This is a genomic window from Streptomyces sp. NPDC026515 (assembly GCF_055567595.1).
This window is the reverse complement of the sequence record NZ_JBVHQD010000020.1, coordinates 1-18063: the sequence shown is the minus strand read 5'-3', so window position 1 is coordinate 18063 and position 18063 is coordinate 1. Positions and strand designations below refer to the sequence as shown.

Sequence of the window (18063 nt, the reverse complement as noted above, 5' to 3'; positions counted from 1 at the left end):
GTTCGATGTGGGCCGCGATGTCCGTCGGGGCCCCTCTGGCATCAAGCACACCACCGTGCGACCGGCCCGGAAGGCTCGGAGATGGCCCTGCCCTGACAGGTACTGACGGGGCCACCCAGCGCGGAGGCGGACCGTATGAGCGACGGCCAGACTGGACGTATGGACCGCAGCAGCGAGATCGCCGGCTTCCTCCGCACCAGGCGCGCGCGGATCACCCCCGAGGTGGCGGGGCTGCCGGCCGACGGACGATCCCGCCGCGTGCCGGGGCTGCGCCGTGAGGAGGCCGCACGCCTCGCGGGCGTCAGCACCGAGTACTACACCCGGCTCGAGCAGGGACGCGCCGCCCACCCCTCGCCCGAGGTCATCGACGCTCTGGCACGTGCGCTGCGCCTGGACGCCGCCGAGCACGAGTACCTCACCGATCTCCTGGCCCGCCCGGGCGGGCGGCGGGCACCGGTGAACCCACAGCGGGTCCGTCAGGGGCTGCACCTGATGCTGCAGACCCTGGACCACGTACCCGCGTACATCATCGGACGGCGCACCGACGTCCTGGCTTCCAACCGCTTGGCCCGCGCCATCCTCACCGACTTCGAATCGCTGCCCGTCCTGCGCCGGAACCTCGCCCGCTACTACCTGCTCGACCCGCAGGCCCGCGAGCGCACCGTCGACTGGGAGCGCGTCGCGTGCGAAACGGTGGCCATGCTGCGCATGGAGGCGGGCCGCTGTCCGGGAGACCGCCGACTGGCCGACCTGATCGGCGAACTCACCCTCAATTCAACAGAGTTCAGCACGTGGTGGAACGACCATCGTGTGCTGCGCCGCACCCACGGGGCGATGGACTACCGACATCCTCTCGTCGGCGACCTGCACTTCTCCTACGAGTCCATGCAGCTCCCGGGCGACGAGAACCAGACGCTGTGCGTCTACATGCCCGAGCCGGGCTCCGCCACAGCCGAGTCCCTGCGCATCCTGAGCAGCTGGAACGCAACAGGGGTGGAACCCGACCACCGGCCGGCGGGCTCCGGCGGAGCGGCTGCTCCCGGAAAGTGACCGTCCGGCGCTACTGACCGCCGGCGGTCAGTCGCACCGACAGGTCCCAGAGCCTGCGGGCGTTGTCGGGGTCGACGGCGTGGGCGGCGACGCCTCGGCGCACGCCCGGTGTGTGGGGGCCGGCTTCCTGGCAGTCCTCGAAGTAGCGGCCCGTGACTCCCTCGACCAGGTCGGAGGCCGCCAGCAGCACCGACGTCGCGGCACCCTGGGCGATGTTCTTCTCGGTGACGCCGGACGCGCCCGACGGGTCGAAGGAGGCAGGTGGCGTGTCCATGTGGCGGCCGAGGCCGGTCTCCCAGATGCGCCCCGGATTCAGCGCGTTGACGACGATGCCATCGGCGGCCCAGCGCTTCGCCGCCTCCACGGCGAACAGGACGTTCGCCGTCTTGGACTGCGCGTACGCCAACCACGGGTCGTACGGCTCTCGGGTGAAGTCGAAGTCGTCGAAGCGGACGGGGCCGTTGACGTGCCCGACCGAGCTGACGACGACCACACGGGCGTCGCCGGCCGCCGTGAGAGCGTCGTGCAGGCCCAGGGCGAGGGTGAAGTGACCGAGGTGGTTGGTGGCGAACTGCAGCTCCCGGCCGGCAGGGGTGTGTCGCTCGGGTGTGGCCATGATCCCGGCGTTGTTCACCAGGATGTGGAGCGGTCCGCGCCACTCGGCGGTGAAGGCGGCGACCGATGCCGGATCGGCGAGGTCCAGGTGCCCGGCCCGCGTCAGGGGGTTGCCGGTCTCGGCAACGATGTCCTGTGCGACGTCGGTGGCAGCCTTCAGGGTCCGTCCCGCCACGGTCACCTCGGCGCCTGCCGAGGCCAGCGCGCGGGCGGTCTCCCGGCCCAGGCCGCCGGTGGCGCCGGTCACGACGGCCCGCCGGCCGGTGAGGTCCGTGCCGGCGATGACATCGGCCGCGGTCGACTGTGGGCCGAAGGGTGTGGTGATCTGAGTCATGCGTTCTTCCCTGTTTCCGGTGGTGCAGCCCGGCGGGGCCGGTGTGCACCACTTCCATGAGGGCGGGCGGAGACAGAACGCCCGCCCGGGATCGAGCCATAACCGGAGTCGGTTCCGTTTACGCGTCGACCATAAGCGGAGCCGGTTCCGCTTGCAAGGAGGGGTGACGCAGCACTCACCACCCCTGCACGACGGGTCTTCCACCGTCCTCCGGATACCTGGGCGGCGAGGATGCGGGCAGCGCCCTGCGCTGGACGACGTATCGGGATCGCTTCCACCCCGTTGCGGGCGAGTGCACCCTGACCCTTGCGACCGACCGCCACGGTCACCTCGATCCGGAAGGCCGCCATCAGGGCGAGAGCGATGGGTGTCCGCCGCGCGACCTCAGCGGCCCGTGGCGGGCGGTTGGTGCCGGGCCGGCCCGGGCTCGTGCGGATGGTTCGGGTACACCGGCCAGGACATCGGCTCCGGCCCCCGCGGTGCTGCCACGGCACGCCACACCAGGGCCGAGGAAGCCTCCGCCCGGGCAGGGGGATCCGTCGGAACTTCGAAACCCTCCCCCCTCCCGGGCACCTGTGATCAGCCGGGCCTGGCCCGCAGAGGGGCCACGCTCCTGAACGGAAGTCCTGTCGCGTCCTGACCGCGGTAACCGGGAGCCTCACCGATGAGAAGCATCCGGGGGCCGATGAGAGTCATCAACTCCGGACAGCACCGCGGGTTCCGTTCCCGCAGTCTGCCGGCGGTGTCACCGCCATACGGAAACTCCGCGTCGTCCGCCCCGGTCCGGCCGTGCAACAGTGCCCGGAACCGGCGGATCCGCCCTTGCTCTCGCGGCTCTCCCTCCAGCGCACGACCACCTCCGCCCGCTGCCGGTGCCGGTATGCGGAAGACGCGCGCACCGCCCGCCGCCGGCTGCCCACGGCTTCGCCGGACGGCTTGCCCGTGCCGTGCTGCTCCCGGGCAATGCCCCACACAGCGGCCCCCCCACTTGCGCACCTGCACTGCGGAGGCATTGTGAGACCGACCGTCTGGAGCGGGCAGGTGGCGGCCCGACAGGCCATTGACGCGACCTGTTCGATCGCCTGACGCGCCGGGGTGCCACTCGCCGTCGGCGGCGCCGGTGGTGAGCCGGAAGGCGGTCGCGGCCGGCTGCTCGGAATGCGCTGTCCCCGGCACGGAGGGCGCGGTACCGGAGGCCGGGACCGTGCAGGCGTCGAGGACCGACACACCGGACGCCGCACAGGCGATCACGATGGGGCGGGAACGAGAGGACACGGTTGCTCCGGGGGACCCGGGGACCGTCATCGTGCGAGGGAGGCCGCGTCGCCCATGACCACGACGGGGTGGTCGGCGGGATCCAGCGTGCGCAGCAGCTCCTTCATGTGCGCCTTGGAGATGCTGACGCAGGCGTGTGTGGGGCCGCCGTGGTCGACGTGGATCCATATACCCCCGCCCCGGTTCTCGCCCAGGGGCTTGGTGCCGTCCATCGGTGATGTACCGGGCAGGCGGTTGTAGTTGATGGCGATGACGTAGTCGAAGACTCCCTGGAGCGACTCGCCCCCCAGGCCGACGTCGTTGGTGTAGAAGGCGCCCGACTGGTGATACGGCAGTTCGCCGCCGGGGTCGGCGAGGAGGCCGCCGGCGTCGGTGAGACCGAACACCCCTATGGGGCTGTGCAGGTCACCCGCGTGGTGTTCGTCGGTCCAGCCCTTGTAGCCGTTGTGCGCGGCCCACACCGCCCCGGGACGCCAGCCGCCGTCGACACGTTGCCAGAGAACGGCTTTCGCGGACGCCGAGGCCTTCCCCGCTCCCGTGACGAGAAGGACCTGCCGGGCACTCCGCGGGACTTGCGCCGACGTCTTGGGGCCGAGTCCGGGCAGCCGGGCGGGGAACTCCGGTCGCGACTGGACCGTCTCCCGCGGTGTGGCGGGAGCGGACACCGAGGGCTCGGCCGCGGCGCCTCCGGCGGTGTCCTGGGCGACCGCGGCCCTGCCCGAGTCCGGGCCTGGGCTTTCATCAGGCAGGTACTGATACGCGGCGATACCCAGCGTGGAGGCGATGACCGCTACGGTCACCGAGAGGGACGTTTTGGGGAGGTGCATGGGTACGGGCTTCCTCAAGAGGACGGGAACGAGCCGCAGGCTCTCGGCCGCGGCGTGGGTTCGGCAGCCGGACGGCCCGGCTGACTCAGCGCGGTGCGCACGGCGCTCCGGGCCGCCTGCGGCCGGGCCGAGACCGTGCATCGCGGGACAGGGGACCGGCCGGGGGCATGGCTGTGCCGCCGCGGATCTGCCGCGTCGCGCAGGCGGCCGGTCCACGCGTCAGTGGTGCGGGACGCGCCGTGGGCGGGCCGGCCTGCCCACGGCGTACTCCTGGTAGCGCTGTTCGGTCCGGTTCCGGCTCAGCTGCGGGCGTTCTTCGGCACGGTGATCTGCTGCTCGCCCCAGCCCATCCGGGTCGTCGCCTCGTTGCTGACCGTCGTGCCGGCCTTGAGACCTGCCTTCTCGGCCCGGGCGGAGGGTTCGAGCAGCAGCGTCTGGTCGCTGAGCATCGAGCCGGTGGACGGGTCGACGACCAGCCGCTCCCTGGTGGTCCCGAGCGGTGTCGGGTAGGCGTCGGGGAACTCGACTCCGACACCTTCGCGGCCCAGCGGGTCCGTGACGTGCCCGACCACCCGGACCCCGGGCAGGCCGGCCATCACACGGTAGGCCGCCGCCCGGACGCCGGGCTTCACGGGCATCGTGATGAGGTTGCCCGCCTGGCGCAGCATCCAGGAACTGCGGCCCGACGTGCCGCCGTCGGCGCCGTTGTCCTGTGCGTACAGCGCTTCCAGGTAACGGCGCAGTCCGGCGGTGGTCGAGGGCAGCGCGCGCAGGTCCTGGTAGGAGACGTTGTTCGGGCCCACGGCGTAGATCTTGTCGTCGACACTCGTCCGCATGAGGGTCGGGTGCCCGGATCCGACGGTGTAGGCGATCTTGGCGGTACCGGACTTGATCCCGACCTCGGCCACCACCGTGTGGGGCGAGCCGGCGGCCTTCCAGCGATCCCTGTCCGCCGCCGTCATGGGCTCGGTCACGGAGTTCTCCCCGGAGACCAACAGGCTCTTCGTTCCGGGCCGCACACCGACCGACCAGTGAGCGGTCCCTGTGCTGCTCACGGCGATGAGCTGCCCGTTCGCATCGGCGACGTCCACGTGCCGCGACTGCGTGGTGGTCTGCCAGTACGTCCCCTCGGCGGGCGACGATTGCGCGTGCGTGGCCGCGCTGAGCAGTTCGACGTGGCCGTCGACGCGGATGTCCGCCCCGGAGCCGGGCGTCCGCGACGGGGCCGACGACCGCGCCTGTGCGGCCGGCCGGTCGGCCGACCCCCGCCAGTCGATCGCGCCCACGGTCACCACCGCGGATGCCGCCACGGCGGTCAAGGCCACCGCGCCCAGCGGGCGGAAGCCGCTCCTGCGGCGCGTTTCGGCGAGGTTCGCCGCGTGGATGTCCGTCGACTCGGTGACGATGCGCGCGAAGTCCTGCCGCTGCCGCGCCGAGTCCGCCAGCAGGGACGGATTCAGGTCGTCGGGCCGCGCCTCCGCGAGCACCTTGATGACGTCGGGCCGCTGGGACCGCTTGGTGGTGTTCTTCACGCGGGGGCTCCTTGGTGGTGGGTGGGAAACGCGGTCTCCGAGGAAGCCGCCGACGCCGCCTCTGATGCCTGCCCCGTCTCCAGGGCCTTTTCCAGACGGCGGCGGGCCCGGTACAGGCGGACGGTCAGCGTCGCGGTGGTGCAGCCCAGAACCCGGGCGGCCTCCTTGGCGCTCAGACCGTGCCAGGCGAGCAGAGTCAGCAGCTCCCGGTCGGCCTCCGGCAGGCTCGCGAGTGCCTGCAGCGCGATGTGCCGGTCGGTGACCACCGCCGCGATGTCACTGACGTGGGCCTCGGCCCCGCTGCTGATGCGCTGTGCTTCCTCGGTGGCGAGGAGGTACTGGTGCGCGTCCCGGCGGCGCAGTTCGCGCACCAGGTTGCGGGCCACGCCGAGCAGCCACGGCAGCGCCGGGTGAGGCATGTCGCGCATCCGCCGCCAGGCGACCGTGAACGTCTCACTGGTGATGTCCTCCCCCACCTCACGTCCGACCAGGCTCGTGGCATAGGCGAGGACACGCGGATAACACTCCTCGTAGACACCCCGAAAGCGCTCAACAGGTGTCACGCGCCCTCCCTTCGTCTCGGCTCTCTCACCAAGCAATGCGGGAAGCGGCCCGTTTCTTACACGGGAGAACGCCAAAACCCGGCGCTGTGACCTACGTCATGCCGCCGGGCGATCTGCTGCCGTGTCCCGCGTCGCCGCTCGTGCACATCCGCGAGGTGTGACCAGGACCTGCCCGGTCGAGCACGTGGCTGCCGCGTGTCCGTGTCCGGCCCATGACAAAGACGGGCGGGTCCGCCACCACAGGGGTGACGGACCCGCCGAGGAGGCATCTGATGCCGATGACCGCTGCACCACCTCGACATCGGGTGCGACGCAGGGACGTCGTTCCCTCCGTCCGGCGGCGCCTCAGAAGTGGTCGACGTCCACGACGGCCTGAGCGAAGGCGGTGGGTGCTTCCTGCGGGAGGTTGTGGCCTATGCCGGTGAGAGTGCGGTGGGCGTACTTGCCGGAGAACCGGTCACGGTAGGAGGCGCCGTCGCCGGGGGCGGTGAAGGGATCGCGCTCCGGGTCGAGCGTGATGGTGGGCACGGTGATCACGGGGCGGGTGGCGAGGACCCTCTCGTAGCGGTCGTAGCGGCGCTCACCCTCCGCGAGACCCAGCCGCCAGCGGTAGTTGTGGATCACGATGGCCGCGTAGTCGGGGTTCTCGAACGCGGCGGCCGTCCGCTCGAAGGTGGCGTCGTCGAAGTCCCACGTCGGGGAGACGGTGTCCCACACGAGGCGGCACAGATCGTGCCGGTCGGTCTTGTCCTGCATGGCCAGTCGGCCACGCTCGGTGGCGAAGTAGTACTGGTACCACCAGGTGTACTCGGCCTTCGGCGCCAGCGGCTTCTGCTGCGCCGCGACGTTGGTGACGAGATATCCGCTCACGGACACCAGCCCCTGCACCCGCTCGGGCCACAGCGCCGCGATGACGTCCGCGGTGCGCGAGCCCCAGTCGAAACCGGCCAGCAGAGCCTTGTCGATCTTCAGGGCGTCCATCAGGGCGATGATGTCCAGGGCCACGGCCGACTGCTGCGCGTTACGGACCGTCCGCGAGGACAGGAACGTCGTCGTGCCGTGCCCCCGCAGGAACGGCACGATGACCCGGTAGCCCTGCGCGGCCAGCAGCGGAGCGACGTCGACGTAACTGTGGATGTCGTAGGGCCAGCCGTGCAGGCAGATCACGACCGGCCCGTGCCTCGGGCCGTCCTCGGCATAGCCGACGTCCAGCAGGCCCGCCCTGACCTGCTTCAGCCGGGCGAACGACGTGTGCGTACCCGATGTCACGGCAGGCACCGTCGGCGCCGACGTACCGCCCCGGCCATGGCGCCCGGGTGCCGCACTCGCGTCGAGCTGGAACCCCGCCATCGAAACCGTGGCCGCGCCGGTACCGATACCGAGGGCCTTGTTGAAGGTACGCCTGTCGATCGTGGGAAAACCCTCCGTCATGCGGATGCGGGGCACATGCGCCGGCCTGTCGGCGCTCTCAGCAGGCCCACGGGGGCGGGTGCTGCGGTGCGGGTGAGCGTGACTCTCTCACGACGTGCATCACCAGTCAAACAAGTGACGAGCGCTCTCGTGCGCTACGTGACACATCACCCAACGGCCATCTGGACGCCGGGAAGCGGGCGGATGACGCCATGGCATCCCCAGGCTCCACGATGTCCCATCTCCACCTTCATCAGGTACGGAAGACCTGCGGTGCCGGGTTCGCCCACGCCGGGGCACCGGGCGGCCGTGACCTTCCGCGATCATGTCCACCCCGTCGAGCAGAGTTACATTCATCACTGGTCAAGTAAGTGATTCATAAAGTGTGCGACCACCGAGGACTCCGTCCACGGGTCAGTTCCCCGTCAGCCACCGCACTCGGGCAGGTCCACGTACCGCCCGCCGCCCGCGCGGTGACGTCGAAAGTGACCTTGGTCGCGCCCCGGGTCACCGACGACGGGCCCACGGCGGTCACCTGGCCGAAGGACACCGACTTCAGATGGAGACCGTGGGTGTGTCCGTGCAGGACCGAAATGGCGGTAGCCGGCACGTCGGTGTCGGCCGCCGCGTCGTTCAACTGCCGCTCGGACCACCGGTCCAGGAACGATCGGGCGAACTTCGCCGCCTTGCCGTCCGACGGAGGCGTGCTCAGTGCTGACATACGTGTCTCGCCGAAAATGGTACGCGTCGCTGTCTACCCAGCTCGGCCAGTGGGCGGCCGGGCCTCCAGCAGCTCCCAGGGGATGCCGCCGGGATCCGTCACGGTGATGAAGGCCGCATGCCCGACGTCCCGCAACGGTGACCAGGGGGTCCGAGGCCGTCCAGGTGCCGGGCCCAGGCGTCCGGGGCGGGGAGGCCGGGGACGCGAGGGAGAAGTTGTCGAGCCCGGTGCGGGACGGGTCGAACAGGTCGCCGCTGCGGCGCAGGGGCTCGCGGACAGCCAGGGTGAGGCCGCTGCCGCTGTGGCGCGTGACCTGTCGGGGATGTCCCGCCCCGGCCGGTCCGGTCGGTCTTGTCGTCGGTCTTCGGGGACCGGTCAGTACCGGGCGCCGACGGGGGCCGGGATGGCGTCGAGTTCGGCGAGGTCTGCCGGGGACAGCCGCAGATCCGCGCCGGCGGCGTTGTCGGCGAGGTACTTCGGGGTCTTGGTGCCCGGGATCGGTACGACGTGCTCGCCCTGCGCGACGAGCCAGGCCAGCGCGACCTGCGCCGGCGTGGCGCCGATGCGGTCGGCGACGTCACGGACCTTGCCGACGATGTCCAGGTTGGCGCGCAGGTTGTCCTGCTGGAAGCGGGGCAGGCGCCGTCGCTGGTCGTTCGCCGGCAGTTCGTCGAAGGAGCCGAAGCGACCGAGAAGGAAGCCGCGGCCCAGCGGGGAGTACGGCAGCAGGCCGATGCCGTACTTCTGGCAGTACGGCAGGACCTCGGCCTGGACGTCGCGCGTCCACAGCGAGAACTCGGACTGCACGGTGGTGACGGGGTGGATGGCCTGGGCCCGTTGGATCTGCTGCACGCTGACCTCGGAGAGACCGAGATGGCGGGCCTTGCCGGCCGTGACCGCCTCGGCCAGGGCACCCCAGGTCTCCTCGAGCGGGACCTCGGGGTCGACGCGGTGGAGCTGGTAGAGGTCGATGTGGTCGGTGCCGAGGCGGCGCAGGCTCGCGTCGATCGCGGCCCGGACATGCTCGGGACGGCCGTTGGGCCTGACCAGCGGGGCGCCGCCGGGGCCGCCGGTGGGGTCGATGCACTCCATGCCGACCTTGGTGGCGATCACCGCACGGTCGCGGCGGTCGGCCAGGGCCCGGCCTACGAGTTCCTCGTTGGTGTAGGGGCCGTAGACGTCGGCGGTGTCGATCAGCGTCACGCCCAGGTCGAGGGCCTGGTGGAGCACGGAGACGGAGGTGGCCTCGTCGCGCGGGGTGGCCATGTCGTAGGCGAAGCTCATCCCCATGGCGCCCAGGCCGATGACGCCTACCTCAGGTCCGTGGTTGCCGAGAGTGGTGGTGCGCATGGTGTGTTCCGCCTTCATGGCCGTAGGTGAGGGATGCGGGCTCGCAGCCCGGGGAGCGCCGTCGGAGCGATGACCGCGGCGGCTCGTCCACTGTGGCGGCCGGGAACGGCGCGTGGCAGGCCCGACGGTGCCGGGGAGCCGCGTTCCAGGGAGCGATACGGCCCCCCACGGCCCCCTCGTGAGCAGTGCCGGACTGGCACACTAGCCATATGAGCCCTGATCAGCGCGGTAACGATCTGGCGGGGTTCCTGCGCGCCCGCCGCACCCAGGTCACCCCCGAGCAGGTCGGCCTTCCGCCCGGGCCGGGTCTTCGCCGCACCCCGGGACTGCGCCGTGAGGAACTCGCCACCCTCGCCGGCGTCAGCATCGACTACTACACGCGCCTCGAACGCGGCAAGGAGACCCGTCCCAGTCCCGCGGTCGTCGACTCCCTCGCCCGCGCGCTGCGTCTGCACGAGGACGAACACGACCATCTGCGCAACCTGGCCGCACGAGCCGCGCGCAGCACCGCGGAACCGACCCCCGCGCCCAGTCGCACGGTACGGCCCGGCATCGACCTCCTGCTCGACAACCTGCGTCCCGGCCCCGCCTACGTCCTCAGCCGCACCCTGGACGTGCTCGCCGCCAACCCGGGCGGACTGCGTCTGTACGCCGGCATCGAGAACTGGCCGGTCAAGCAGCGCAACCTCGCCCGTTACTACTTCCTCCATCCCGGCGCCCGCGACCTGTTCCCCGAGTGGGACACCCGTGTACGCGGCTGCGTGGCACGCCTGAGGGCGCTGGCCGGCACCGACCCCGACGCCCCGGATCTCGCCCGACTCGTCGGCGAACTGCTCCTGAAGAGCCCAGACTTCGCCCGCCTGTGGGAACGCTACGACGTCCGGCCGCACCGGCCCGGCACCAAACACTTCCATCACCCTCAGGTGGGCGACCTCACCCTCGGCTACCAGTCCATGCTGCTGGAGGGGACTTCCGGCCACCGCCTCGTCGCGTACTACGCCGACCCCACCACCCCCGACCACGACGCCATGGTGCTCCTCGACATGCTCAGCACCTCGCAGGCCTCCCGCGCCGACGACCACAGCGCCGTCAAGGACGGCCCGGATCAGCCGGGTTGAGCTGATCGGCACAACCGGCCGTGACTCGCGCGCATCCTCCCGCACCGGCCGGCGGTGAACAGAGGCGATGTGAGTCACAGCACGAACTCACATGTTCGGCCACTCATGACTATTACTTGACGCATCAAGCACATACCATGTGGACTTCACCGGCACATTCCTGCCGCAGCGGGCGTGTCTCCACGCCATCGCTCCTCATACGAAGGATCAAGAAATGACCAAGATCGGAATCATCGTCGGCAGCACCAGGCCCGGCCGCAACGCCGAGGCCGTCGCCCGCTGGGTGTACGACATCGCCGCCCAGCGCACCGACGCGGAGTTCGAGATCGTCGACCTGCTGGACTACAAGCTGCCGCTTCTCGACGAGGCCTACCCGGCGTCCTTCGGCAACTACACCCAGCCGCACACCCAGGCCTGGGCCGCGAAGATCGCCTCCCTCGACGGCTTCGTCATCGTCACCGGCGAGTACAACCGCTCGGTGCCGGGGGCGCTCAAGAACGCCATCGACTTCATCTACGCCGAGTGGAACAACAAGGCCGTGGGCTTCGTCAGCTACGGCTCGGTCGGCGGCGCCCGGGCCGTCGAGCACCTCCGTGGCATCGCGGGCGAGATGCAGATGGCCGACGTGCGCGCTCATGTGGCCCTCTCCCTGTTCACCGACTTCGAGAACTTCACCGCCTTCAAGCCGGCCGACAACCAGCGCGACACGCTGGCGACGACCCTGGACCAGGTCGTGGCGTGGTCCAAGGCCCTGGCTCCGCTTCGCGCCAGCTGAACCGGGCCGGCAGGCGGCCGGCCGGGGTCCGACCGACGGCGAGGGCGGCGTGATCGCCCTCGCCGTCGCGTGTCCGGACCTACTCAGTGAGGTGTACGGCCGATGCCGTACCGGCCGGCCGGGAGATCACCGTGTCCGCTCGGGTGCCGTACGGCTCACCGTGCGGGGGGCCGCGGGGGGTTCCTCGTCACGTATCTCCGCGAGGAGAACCGTGATGGCGCGCATGATGTCCTCGGTGGCTTCCTTGAGCACGTCCGGGGTGAGGGGCTTGCCGGCGTGCCGGCTCAGGTCGACGGGCGGTCCGGCGACCACGTGCACGGGCTGCCGAGGTATCAGCCGGACACGCCGGTCGCCACGGCCGCCGCGCGCGTAGGGCGGCACGATCCGGTGGGCGCCCCACTGCGCGACCGGGATGACGGGCGCGCCCGTCGTCAACGCTATGCGTGCGGCACCTGTCTTGGCGGCCATCGGCCACATCTCCGGGTCCCTGGTGACGGTGCCCTCGGGGTAGACGGCCACGCACTCCCCCCTGTTCACGGCGTCCACCGCCGCCCGCAGCGCCGTCGCCGCGTCGGCGGTCCCTCGGTGGACCGGGATCTGCCCGGTCCTGCGCAGCATCATGCCGACGAAGGGGATGCGGAACAGGGAGGCCTTCGCCAGCAGCCGGGGCGGGCGTCCGCTGCTGTACTGGAAGTAGCCATAGGTGAGCGGGTCGAGATAGGAGATGTGGTTCACGGCGGTGACGAACCCGCCCTCGGCGGGCATGTGTTCGTGCCCGCGCCACCGGCGCCTGACGAGCACGAACAGCACCGGTCTCACGATGGCGGCCGCCAGGCGGTACCAGACGTCGTAGGGATTGTGATTCTTGCCCGGCACCCCGGGTCCTCCTTTGTCCTTGCGGCTGTCCTTGCGGCAGCCCTCGCGGCGCATTCCGGCCGCCTCCTCCCGGCGTCCTTCGGTGCGCGGCGATCCGGGTGGCCCCGGCAGGACGTCCCACCGGTCCGCGGCCGTTTCGCCGGTCAATATACTTGATTGTGCAATATTTGGGAGAGTGCGTGAGGGGTCCTGGTGCTCTCCTGCACGGCACGGCCTGCCGACCGGACGATCACCCGCACGGACACTGGGCGCGCGATGATCGCTTCGATGGCCAGGAGACCGCTGCACCGACAACAAGCCCGGTCACATCCGCTGTGACTCCGGACGGGTCCCCCGCCGCCGCGGGAAGCTCACGAGCAGTCGTGGGGGCCGCACTGCTGGGCACGTTCGTCATGACTCTCGACGCTCCGATCGTCAACGTCGCTCTCCCGGCCGTCGGTCGTGGGCTCGGCGGCGGCATGAACGGTCTGCAGTGGGCGGTGGACGGTGACACCCTGCTGTTCGCCGCGCCGTTGCTGTCGGCCGGATCGGTGGCCGACGAGGTCGGAGCACGCCGGGCGTTCGGCGCGGGGCTGGCCGTGTTCATCGCCGCGTCTGCGCTCTGTGGCCTGGCGCCGGGTCTCGCGGTGCCGGTCTGCGCCCGGCTGATCCAGGGGGCGGAAGCCGCGGTGATCGTGCCGGCCTCGCCGGCACTGATCCGGGACGCGTTCCCGGACTCGGTCCGCCGGACCCGGGCGGTCTCGGTCTGGGCGATGGCCGGTTCGTCGGGGGCGGCCGCCGGTCCGGAGGCGGGCGGGCTGCTCAGCCAGGTGAGCTGGCTGATGATCTTTTTCGTCAACATTCCGGTGGGGCTGGCGCTGCCCGCCCGCACGGTCCCTGTCTCCGTCGTGCGGTGCCTTTCGACTGGGCCGGCAAGTTCGCAGCCGTGGTCGCGACGGGTGCCCTGACCTACGGTGCCGTCGAGGCCGGTGCCACCGGTTTCGACAGCGCGCGCGTGCCCGCCGCTTTCGTCTTGGCCGCGCTGGCGGGGGGCGTCGTGGCGCAGACTCGCGGCGCGCATCCCATGGTGCCGCCCACGTCGCTGCGCTCGCGCACCATGAGCGTGGCCGCCACCGCGGGCTTCCCCGTCAACTCAGCCTTCTACGGCATGATCTTCCTGTTCGGTCTCCACCTGCAGCGGGACCGGGGGCTGACCTCCTTGGCCGCGGGCCTGGCCTTCGTACCCAGACCGTGCTGACGGCGTTCATCAGCCGGGTTTCGGCATGGCTCGCGGTGCGGTCCGGGCCGCGTGTCCCCATCGTCACCGGGGGCTGCTCGTCATGTCGACGGGGCTGCTGGTGCTGGGTCTTGGCCTGGCCGCCCTGCCCGTGTGGGCGCTGGTGGCACCGGTGGTTCCGGTCGGTGGCGGGGGCTCGCTCGCCCTGCCCTCGGTGACCGCCGTGCTGCTATAGCTCGGCTGGTCCGACTGGCGCCGCCGTCACCAAGCCCGGTCCCGCACCAGCCGTTACCAGCGACAGGCCGCATCCCAGGCATGAAGATCACGATCTACAGCTTCGGTATTAATTAGACTGTGAAAAGGGCGTTGCGCTTCGTACCGGGCACTCCGATGATCGCCGACGGAGCGGTCCGGATGAACGCACCGTCGAAGCCGTTCTCTGAGAAGAACACGCCCCACGCGGGCATGACGCTCTCTAGTTGACCACTGTCGGGATGTACCACAGGCTCGGGAGTGGGCTCGACGCGGTGTTGGATGATGAACGGCCCGCCAACCGACTGCCGCAGTAGGTCTGTCCAGGCGCGTTCTTCGGTTTCCCAGCCTGCTACGACGCCTCGACCCCCTTGCTCCGCGTTCGGTTTCAGAACCAGTTCTCTCCGGTGCGCTACTGCGAAGCGCATGAGATCGACGCGTTCGTCTTCGAAATCGGTTGCGCCTTCACGCAGGAGGCGGGTCCAGGGGACCATGCGGTCGATCAATTCTCGCTCAGCGCGGGAGAAGGCGTTCCGATAGTGCTGGTCGGACAGCAGGGCAATAGCAGCTTTATTCTGAGAAAGGTGGCTTGTGGGCGGCGTATGCAGGACAAGGCCGCCTTCTTCAGATACCTGGCAGACCATCTCGTACGTTTCCTGGGCAACGGCGTCGCCGACGATTTGATCCACCATGAAATAGCGCAACATGAGATCGATCGGCCTCCCGTCAAGGTACACCCGGCCGCCCCTACGTTCCAGCTGGCTTAGTTCGCCGAAGGCCAGGTCTACCCCGTACTGCTTCAGCGATGCTTGGATGGAACGGAAGGTCTTCTCCCAGGTCGAGATTGTGCCGTCCGCCTCTACAGCAGCAATGAAGGGTTCTCGGCCCTCCGATACTGCCGAGGCGGCATGGCGCAGCAGTTCGGCTCTGGAGGCCATGGTGTCCGTGTAGGTGAGACCGAACTCCTCCGCGAATCCGGCGAACGGTTCCGAGTTCATGAGGGCGTGCTGTACTTGCGATATGTCCGCACCACCCAGTCCGGTGTTAACGTTGAATTCCAGTAGCTTAAACTGCGGTCCCACTCGGTTTAGGTCTGCGCGCCCGGAAGTAGGAGGCTTCGCGTGGGGCAGGCGGCCGACCAGGGCTGTGCGCTCCTCATCCAATCCGATGGCCGAACAGTAGGCGCTGATGTTCGCACCGAACAGTCGGCTGGGGAGCGCTACGACGATCTCGAGCAACTCTCTGAGGTCGATCCCCAGGATTTCCATGGCGTTCCGGTCGGCGAAGAAGGGCCGGGGTGTCATATCGTACGCGGTGCGGATGGGAGAGGGTATCGAAGCGGACAACATCACACTCCGGTACCGCACATCGTTCTGGCAGCGTCGGTTGAACTCGTTTGTCACTCGCTCTGCCGTCTCGTGTTCTACTGTCATACTCATTCCACAGGCTACTTCTCCCAGGAGGACGCCGCGAAGAAGACGGAGAGTAGCTCAATGTGAGACGACTCCGTCCCGTCGTTCACGTGCGAGCCTTCCTGCACTTGATAGAGGGAATTGAACTCCGCTTCCGCGATGGGCAGCTGCCATGCGCCGGCCTCGCTGCGCACGCTCCTGGACGCGTGACCCCGCACTACCTTCGCCGTCGGTTCGTTGTGTACGCCGTGCGGACCGTGATAGATCGGCGGAGCGTCGACTGCACGGTAAGACGGTATGAAGACATAGCGCAAGATGCTGACCTCTTTAATTCGTACAGGTCTACCTCGCGCCGCCGCAAGCCGTTCACAGGTATTTGGAGAGGCAGTTGAGTGCCGCACACGCGCATCCTTCTGCCGGGCTTCTGCCGCCTATCTGCTGCTGACAAATATTCTATTTCTCGCTAACTTCGACGTGACGCTTTGTGCTCCTTGGGCTTGCGTCCTTCATGTCGAAGGAATCGTGCCTATCAGTTTGCACCGCGTGAGTGGACGCGGGCCGATCCAGCTCGCGTCTCACCGGATCGACTCCAGCATTGCGGCAACCGGGAGCGGTATGTGGAGGCAGGCAGCGGCGATGTCACGATCGGGACCACCGCATCACGCTGGCCAGCACCAAAGGGTAATGGAGAAGCACCATGAGATTGTCGACGCCAAGGTCAATTGTGCTCGGCTGGATCGGAGACGATGCTCCTTCGGGCGGTCTCACGCTCTTGAAGCACGCCCTCAATGAGGCAGGTCTCACGGTCCGCCTCCTGGGCACGCAGAACAATCTTGAGGATTTCTTCAGATGTGCGGCCGGCACCGATCTTGTCATAATCTCGTGTATGAGCGGCCATTTCCGCCACTACTTGAGGAAGTTTCCTAACCCTATGCTCAAGTACCCGGAGATTGGGCGCAAACTTCGACGTCTTTGAGTTCATGGCCGCGGTCGCCGAGGTCGACCGAGTCCATCCCCACGAGGACATGGTCTTGGAACCTGCCAATGCCATGGCCGCGCGTTAGGGGTTTTCTGAAATCTCATTTGAATTGCCCTCGGCCGGGACATTGCGTGCAAGGACCTTGCTCCGCCGGACGGAACTCGCCCCTCGGAGAGGAAAAAGGTCTACTCCTCACCGCCTCCGATTCATTTGGCCCGAAAAGAGATCCCGTGGATTCGAGAGACGCTCTCATACTGTTGATAGATCCCACAGATTCCGAAAGTGGACGCGGCTACCGGAATGCTGTCCGGGACCTTGGTTTCAAGGCGCTATCGGTATTCACGGGTCTCTCCCCGGCCGCAGACCGACAGGCCGACCCGGCCGACCCCATGTCGCTTCGCGTGAACGACGTCGATGACGCCGTCCAGACTATCCGGACGGCTGGCTACGACGTCCGAGCGGTGGTCCCCACAAACGGTTCGAGTCTTCATGTAGGCGATGAAATTGCTGCGCGGCTCGGCCTGCCGGGGAACGAACCCAGTCTTGGTTGGGCGAGACGAAACAAGGCAGCGATGCGGGCGAGGGCCACGGAGATGGGCGTACGTGTCCCGGAGTACCAACTGGTGAGTTCCCTCGACGATGCGGCGGAAGCGGCGCGAGCCATTGGCTTTCCCGTCATCGTGAAGCAGACAATGGGGACAGGATCTTTGGGCGTCGTGGTCGTCAGCAGCGAGGCCGACCTGACCAAGCTGGACCGAGCATGGACGGACCTGTTCGGCGCACCGGTCACTGAGTGGCTGGTGGAGCGGTACGTGCGCGGCAGGGAGTACGCGGTCAATTTCTGCAGCGCTGGCGGTGTACACAGGCTAATCGACATCTGGGAATACCGGTGGCCCGACGATCGGGACTACGACTTCCCGCTCTGGGACATCGTTCAGATCGACAGCAACCATCCGGACTACGGCCCGGTGGAGCGGTTCTGCCAGACGGTGCTCAATGCGTTCGGCCTACGCGAAGGGCCAGGACACATCGAGGTTAAGTGCGAGACAGAGAGTGACGACGTTTACTTGATCGAGCTAGCGTCCCGCTTCTCAGGCGGGCCCGCAGTGCCGATGTGGTCCAGACACTCCGACCTGCGACCCTTTCACGATGCCGTGGAGTGCTATCTCGGCCGTCGTCCGAACGTAATCGACGGTGACCACGGATTCCGAGCTGTGCTCGGCTCCGTCGTAGTCCGCAACAACGATGCCTCCGGAACGCTGGTGGCGGTGCACGGCCTGGACGAACTGAGGGCGCTGCCCGGAGTGGCCGACGTTCTCGTTGAGTTCCAGCCCGGCGACCATCTGCCAATCACTGACCACAACATGTGCATCCCGGTCAGTGCCTCGGTCCACGGTCCGGACCGAGCGGCAGTGCTGCGTACCATCGCGGCCGCGCGGGCGGCGGTCAAGCTAGAGATCTTCCCCGACTCTGTGGATGCGACCTCACCAGTATTCACGCCGGGGCCGATCGCCGAGAGGGACGAACAGACCTCGGCCCGCACGCAACCAAGTGAGCACACGTCGTGACTCGTCCTGTCCTCCGGAGTTCCGGGCGCGTGCCATCGCGCTGGTCCGCGCCGGCAAGCGGGCCAGACAGACGGCGGTGGAGCTCGGCATCCATCGAGCAATTGTCAAGACTTGTGGGTGGAGCTCAGTTCGGATTGCCGGCGCGCAGGGCGACCTTCAGCCGCGTGAACGCTGTCGGAGTCGGCCGTTG

Annotated in this window: 17 protein-coding genes; 7 read left to right on the top strand and 10 right to left on the bottom strand. The window is 68.7% G+C overall.

The genetic code is table 11. The annotated features are described in order from the left end of the window. The first annotated feature begins 159 nt into the window (after positions 1-159). On the top strand, positions 160-1050 hold the full coding sequence (locus tag ACZ4O3_RS33805; RefSeq protein ID WP_362728383.1) for a helix-turn-helix transcriptional regulator: 891 nt from the start codon (positions 160-162) through the stop codon (positions 1048-1050). A gap of 10 nt (positions 1051-1060) precedes the next feature. Here the strand turns inward: ACZ4O3_RS33805 and ACZ4O3_RS33800 are convergent, their stop codons facing one another. The 7 genes from ACZ4O3_RS33800 to ACZ4O3_RS33770 form a co-directional block, all read right to left on the bottom strand. Beyond that, on the bottom strand, positions 1061-1999 hold the full coding sequence (locus ACZ4O3_RS33800; RefSeq protein ID WP_467725914.1) for an SDR family NAD(P)-dependent oxidoreductase: 939 nt from the start codon (positions 1997-1999) through the stop codon (positions 1061-1063). A 1301-nt stretch (positions 2000-3300) separates the two neighbouring features. After that, positions 3301-4101, bottom strand: a complete 801-nt coding sequence (locus tag ACZ4O3_RS33795; RefSeq protein WP_467725912.1) for a hypothetical protein — start codon at positions 4099-4101, stop codon at positions 3301-3303. 299 nt (positions 4102-4400) lie between these two features. Beyond that, a complete protein-coding gene (locus ACZ4O3_RS33790) occupies positions 4401-5633 on the bottom strand; it encodes a CU044_5270 family protein (RefSeq protein WP_467725911.1) in 1233 nt (410 codons plus the stop codon). Continuing rightward, positions 5630-6196, bottom strand: a complete 567-nt coding sequence (locus ACZ4O3_RS33785) for an RNA polymerase sigma factor (protein WP_384988461.1) — start codon at positions 6194-6196, stop codon at positions 5630-5632. The genes ACZ4O3_RS33790 and ACZ4O3_RS33785 overlap by 4 nt, the downstream gene beginning before the upstream one ends. 345 nt (positions 6197-6541) lie before the next feature. Beyond that, the gene (locus tag ACZ4O3_RS33780) at positions 6542-7627 is read right to left on the bottom strand and encodes an alpha/beta fold hydrolase (protein WP_467725909.1); all 1086 of its coding nucleotides are present in this window, start codon (positions 7625-7627) and stop codon (positions 6542-6544) included. Between the two features lie 355 nt (positions 7628-7982). Continuing rightward, a complete protein-coding gene (locus ACZ4O3_RS33775) occupies positions 7983-8327 on the bottom strand; it encodes a hypothetical protein (protein WP_467725907.1) in 345 nt (114 codons plus the stop codon). A gap of 375 nt (positions 8328-8702) precedes the next feature. Then, the gene (locus ACZ4O3_RS33770; protein ID WP_362723369.1) at positions 8703-9677 is read right to left on the bottom strand and encodes an aldo/keto reductase; all 975 of its coding nucleotides are present in this window, start codon (positions 9675-9677) and stop codon (positions 8703-8705) included. Between the two features lie 209 nt (positions 9678-9886). On the opposite strand from ACZ4O3_RS33770, the gene ACZ4O3_RS33765 reads away from it, so the two are divergent. Further along, positions 9887-10795, top strand: coding sequence for a helix-turn-helix transcriptional regulator (locus ACZ4O3_RS33765; protein WP_467725905.1), 909 nt, complete (start codon positions 9887-9889; stop codon positions 10793-10795). A gap of 214 nt (positions 10796-11009) precedes the next feature. Continuing rightward, complete coding sequence (locus tag ACZ4O3_RS33760; RefSeq protein ID WP_467725903.1) at positions 11010-11570, top strand: NADPH-dependent FMN reductase; 561 nt, start codon at positions 11010-11012, stop codon at positions 11568-11570. 126 nt (positions 11571-11696) lie between these two features. Here the strand turns inward: ACZ4O3_RS33760 and ACZ4O3_RS33755 are convergent, their stop codons facing one another. Then, positions 11697-12446 carry a lysophospholipid acyltransferase family protein gene (locus tag ACZ4O3_RS33755; RefSeq protein WP_384988466.1) on the bottom strand — a complete coding sequence of 250 codons (750 nt, stop codon included), beginning with the start codon at positions 12444-12446 and terminating at the stop codon, positions 11697-11699. A 362-nt stretch (positions 12447-12808) separates the two neighbouring features. Here ACZ4O3_RS33755 and ACZ4O3_RS33750 point away from each other — a divergent pair, with 362 nt between their 5' ends. The 3 genes from ACZ4O3_RS33750 to ACZ4O3_RS33740 all read left to right on the top strand — a co-directional run bounded on the left by ACZ4O3_RS33750 (position 12809) and on the right by ACZ4O3_RS33740 (position 13897). Then, a complete protein-coding gene (locus tag ACZ4O3_RS33750) occupies positions 12809-13393 on the top strand; it encodes an MFS transporter (RefSeq protein ID WP_467725901.1) in 585 nt (194 codons plus the stop codon). Further along, on the top strand, positions 13372-13683 hold the full coding sequence (locus tag ACZ4O3_RS33745) for a hypothetical protein (RefSeq protein ID WP_467725899.1): 312 nt from the start codon (positions 13372-13374) through the stop codon (positions 13681-13683). The genes ACZ4O3_RS33750 and ACZ4O3_RS33745 overlap by 22 nt, the downstream gene beginning before the upstream one ends. Positions 13684-13765: 82 nt before the next feature. After that, positions 13766-13897 carry a hypothetical protein gene (locus tag ACZ4O3_RS33740; protein ID WP_467725898.1) on the top strand — a complete coding sequence of 44 codons (132 nt, stop codon included), beginning with the start codon at positions 13766-13768 and terminating at the stop codon, positions 13895-13897. Positions 13898-14009: 112 nt separating this feature from the next. Here the strand turns inward: ACZ4O3_RS33740 and ACZ4O3_RS33735 are convergent, their stop codons facing one another. Then, the gene (locus ACZ4O3_RS33735) at positions 14010-15347 is read right to left on the bottom strand and encodes a hypothetical protein (RefSeq protein ID WP_467725896.1); all 1338 of its coding nucleotides are present in this window, start codon (positions 15345-15347) and stop codon (positions 14010-14012) included. 697 nt (positions 15348-16044) lie between these two features. Continuing rightward, positions 16045-16377 (bottom strand): hypothetical protein, encoded by a 333-nt coding sequence (locus ACZ4O3_RS33730; protein ID WP_467725894.1) that lies wholly within the window; start codon positions 16375-16377, stop codon positions 16045-16047. A gap of 158 nt (positions 16378-16535) precedes the next feature. Between ACZ4O3_RS33730 and ACZ4O3_RS33725 the strand changes: the two genes are divergently transcribed. Further along, on the top strand, positions 16536-17873 hold the full coding sequence (locus ACZ4O3_RS33725) for an ATP-grasp domain-containing protein (RefSeq protein ID WP_467725893.1): 1338 nt from the start codon (positions 16536-16538) through the stop codon (positions 17871-17873). The last annotated feature ends 190 nt before the right edge of the window (positions 17874-18063 follow it).

What these genes read in the sequence shown, in the direction of transcription:
- ACZ4O3_RS33805 (WP_362728383.1), top strand. Translation starts at nt 160, where the DNA reads ATGGACCGCAGCAGCGAGATCGCCGGCTTCCTCCGCACCAGGCGCGCG.
- ACZ4O3_RS33800 (WP_467725914.1), bottom strand. Translation starts at nt 1,999, where the DNA reads ATGACTCAGATCACCACACCCTTCGGCCCACAGTCGACCGCGGCCGAT.
- ACZ4O3_RS33795 (WP_467725912.1), bottom strand. Translation starts at nt 4,101, where the DNA reads ATGCACCTCCCCAAAACGTCCCTCTCGGTGACCGTAGCGGTCATCGCC.
- ACZ4O3_RS33780 (WP_467725909.1), bottom strand. Translation starts at nt 7,627, where the DNA reads ATGACGGAGGGTTTTCCCACGATCGACAGGCGTACCTTCAACAAGGCC.
- ACZ4O3_RS33775 (WP_467725907.1), bottom strand. Translation starts at nt 8,327, where the DNA reads ATGTCAGCACTGAGCACGCCTCCGTCGGACGGCAAGGCGGCGAAGTTC.
- ACZ4O3_RS33770 (WP_362723369.1), bottom strand. Translation starts at nt 9,677, where the DNA reads ATGCGCACCACCACTCTCGGCAACCACGGACCTGAGGTAGGCGTCATC.
- ACZ4O3_RS33765 (WP_467725905.1), top strand. Translation starts at nt 9,887, where the DNA reads ATGAGCCCTGATCAGCGCGGTAACGATCTGGCGGGGTTCCTGCGCGCC.
- ACZ4O3_RS33760 (WP_467725903.1), top strand. Translation starts at nt 11,010, where the DNA reads ATGACCAAGATCGGAATCATCGTCGGCAGCACCAGGCCCGGCCGCAAC.
- ACZ4O3_RS33740 (WP_467725898.1), top strand. Translation starts at nt 13,766, where the DNA reads ATGTCGACGGGGCTGCTGGTGCTGGGTCTTGGCCTGGCCGCCCTGCCC.
- ACZ4O3_RS33735 (WP_467725896.1), bottom strand. Translation starts at nt 15,347, where the DNA reads ATGACAGTAGAACACGAGACGGCAGAGCGAGTGACAAACGAGTTCAAC.
- ACZ4O3_RS33730 (WP_467725894.1), bottom strand. Translation starts at nt 16,377, where the DNA reads ATGGCATTGGCAGGTTCCAAGACCATGTCCTCGTGGGGATGGACTCGG.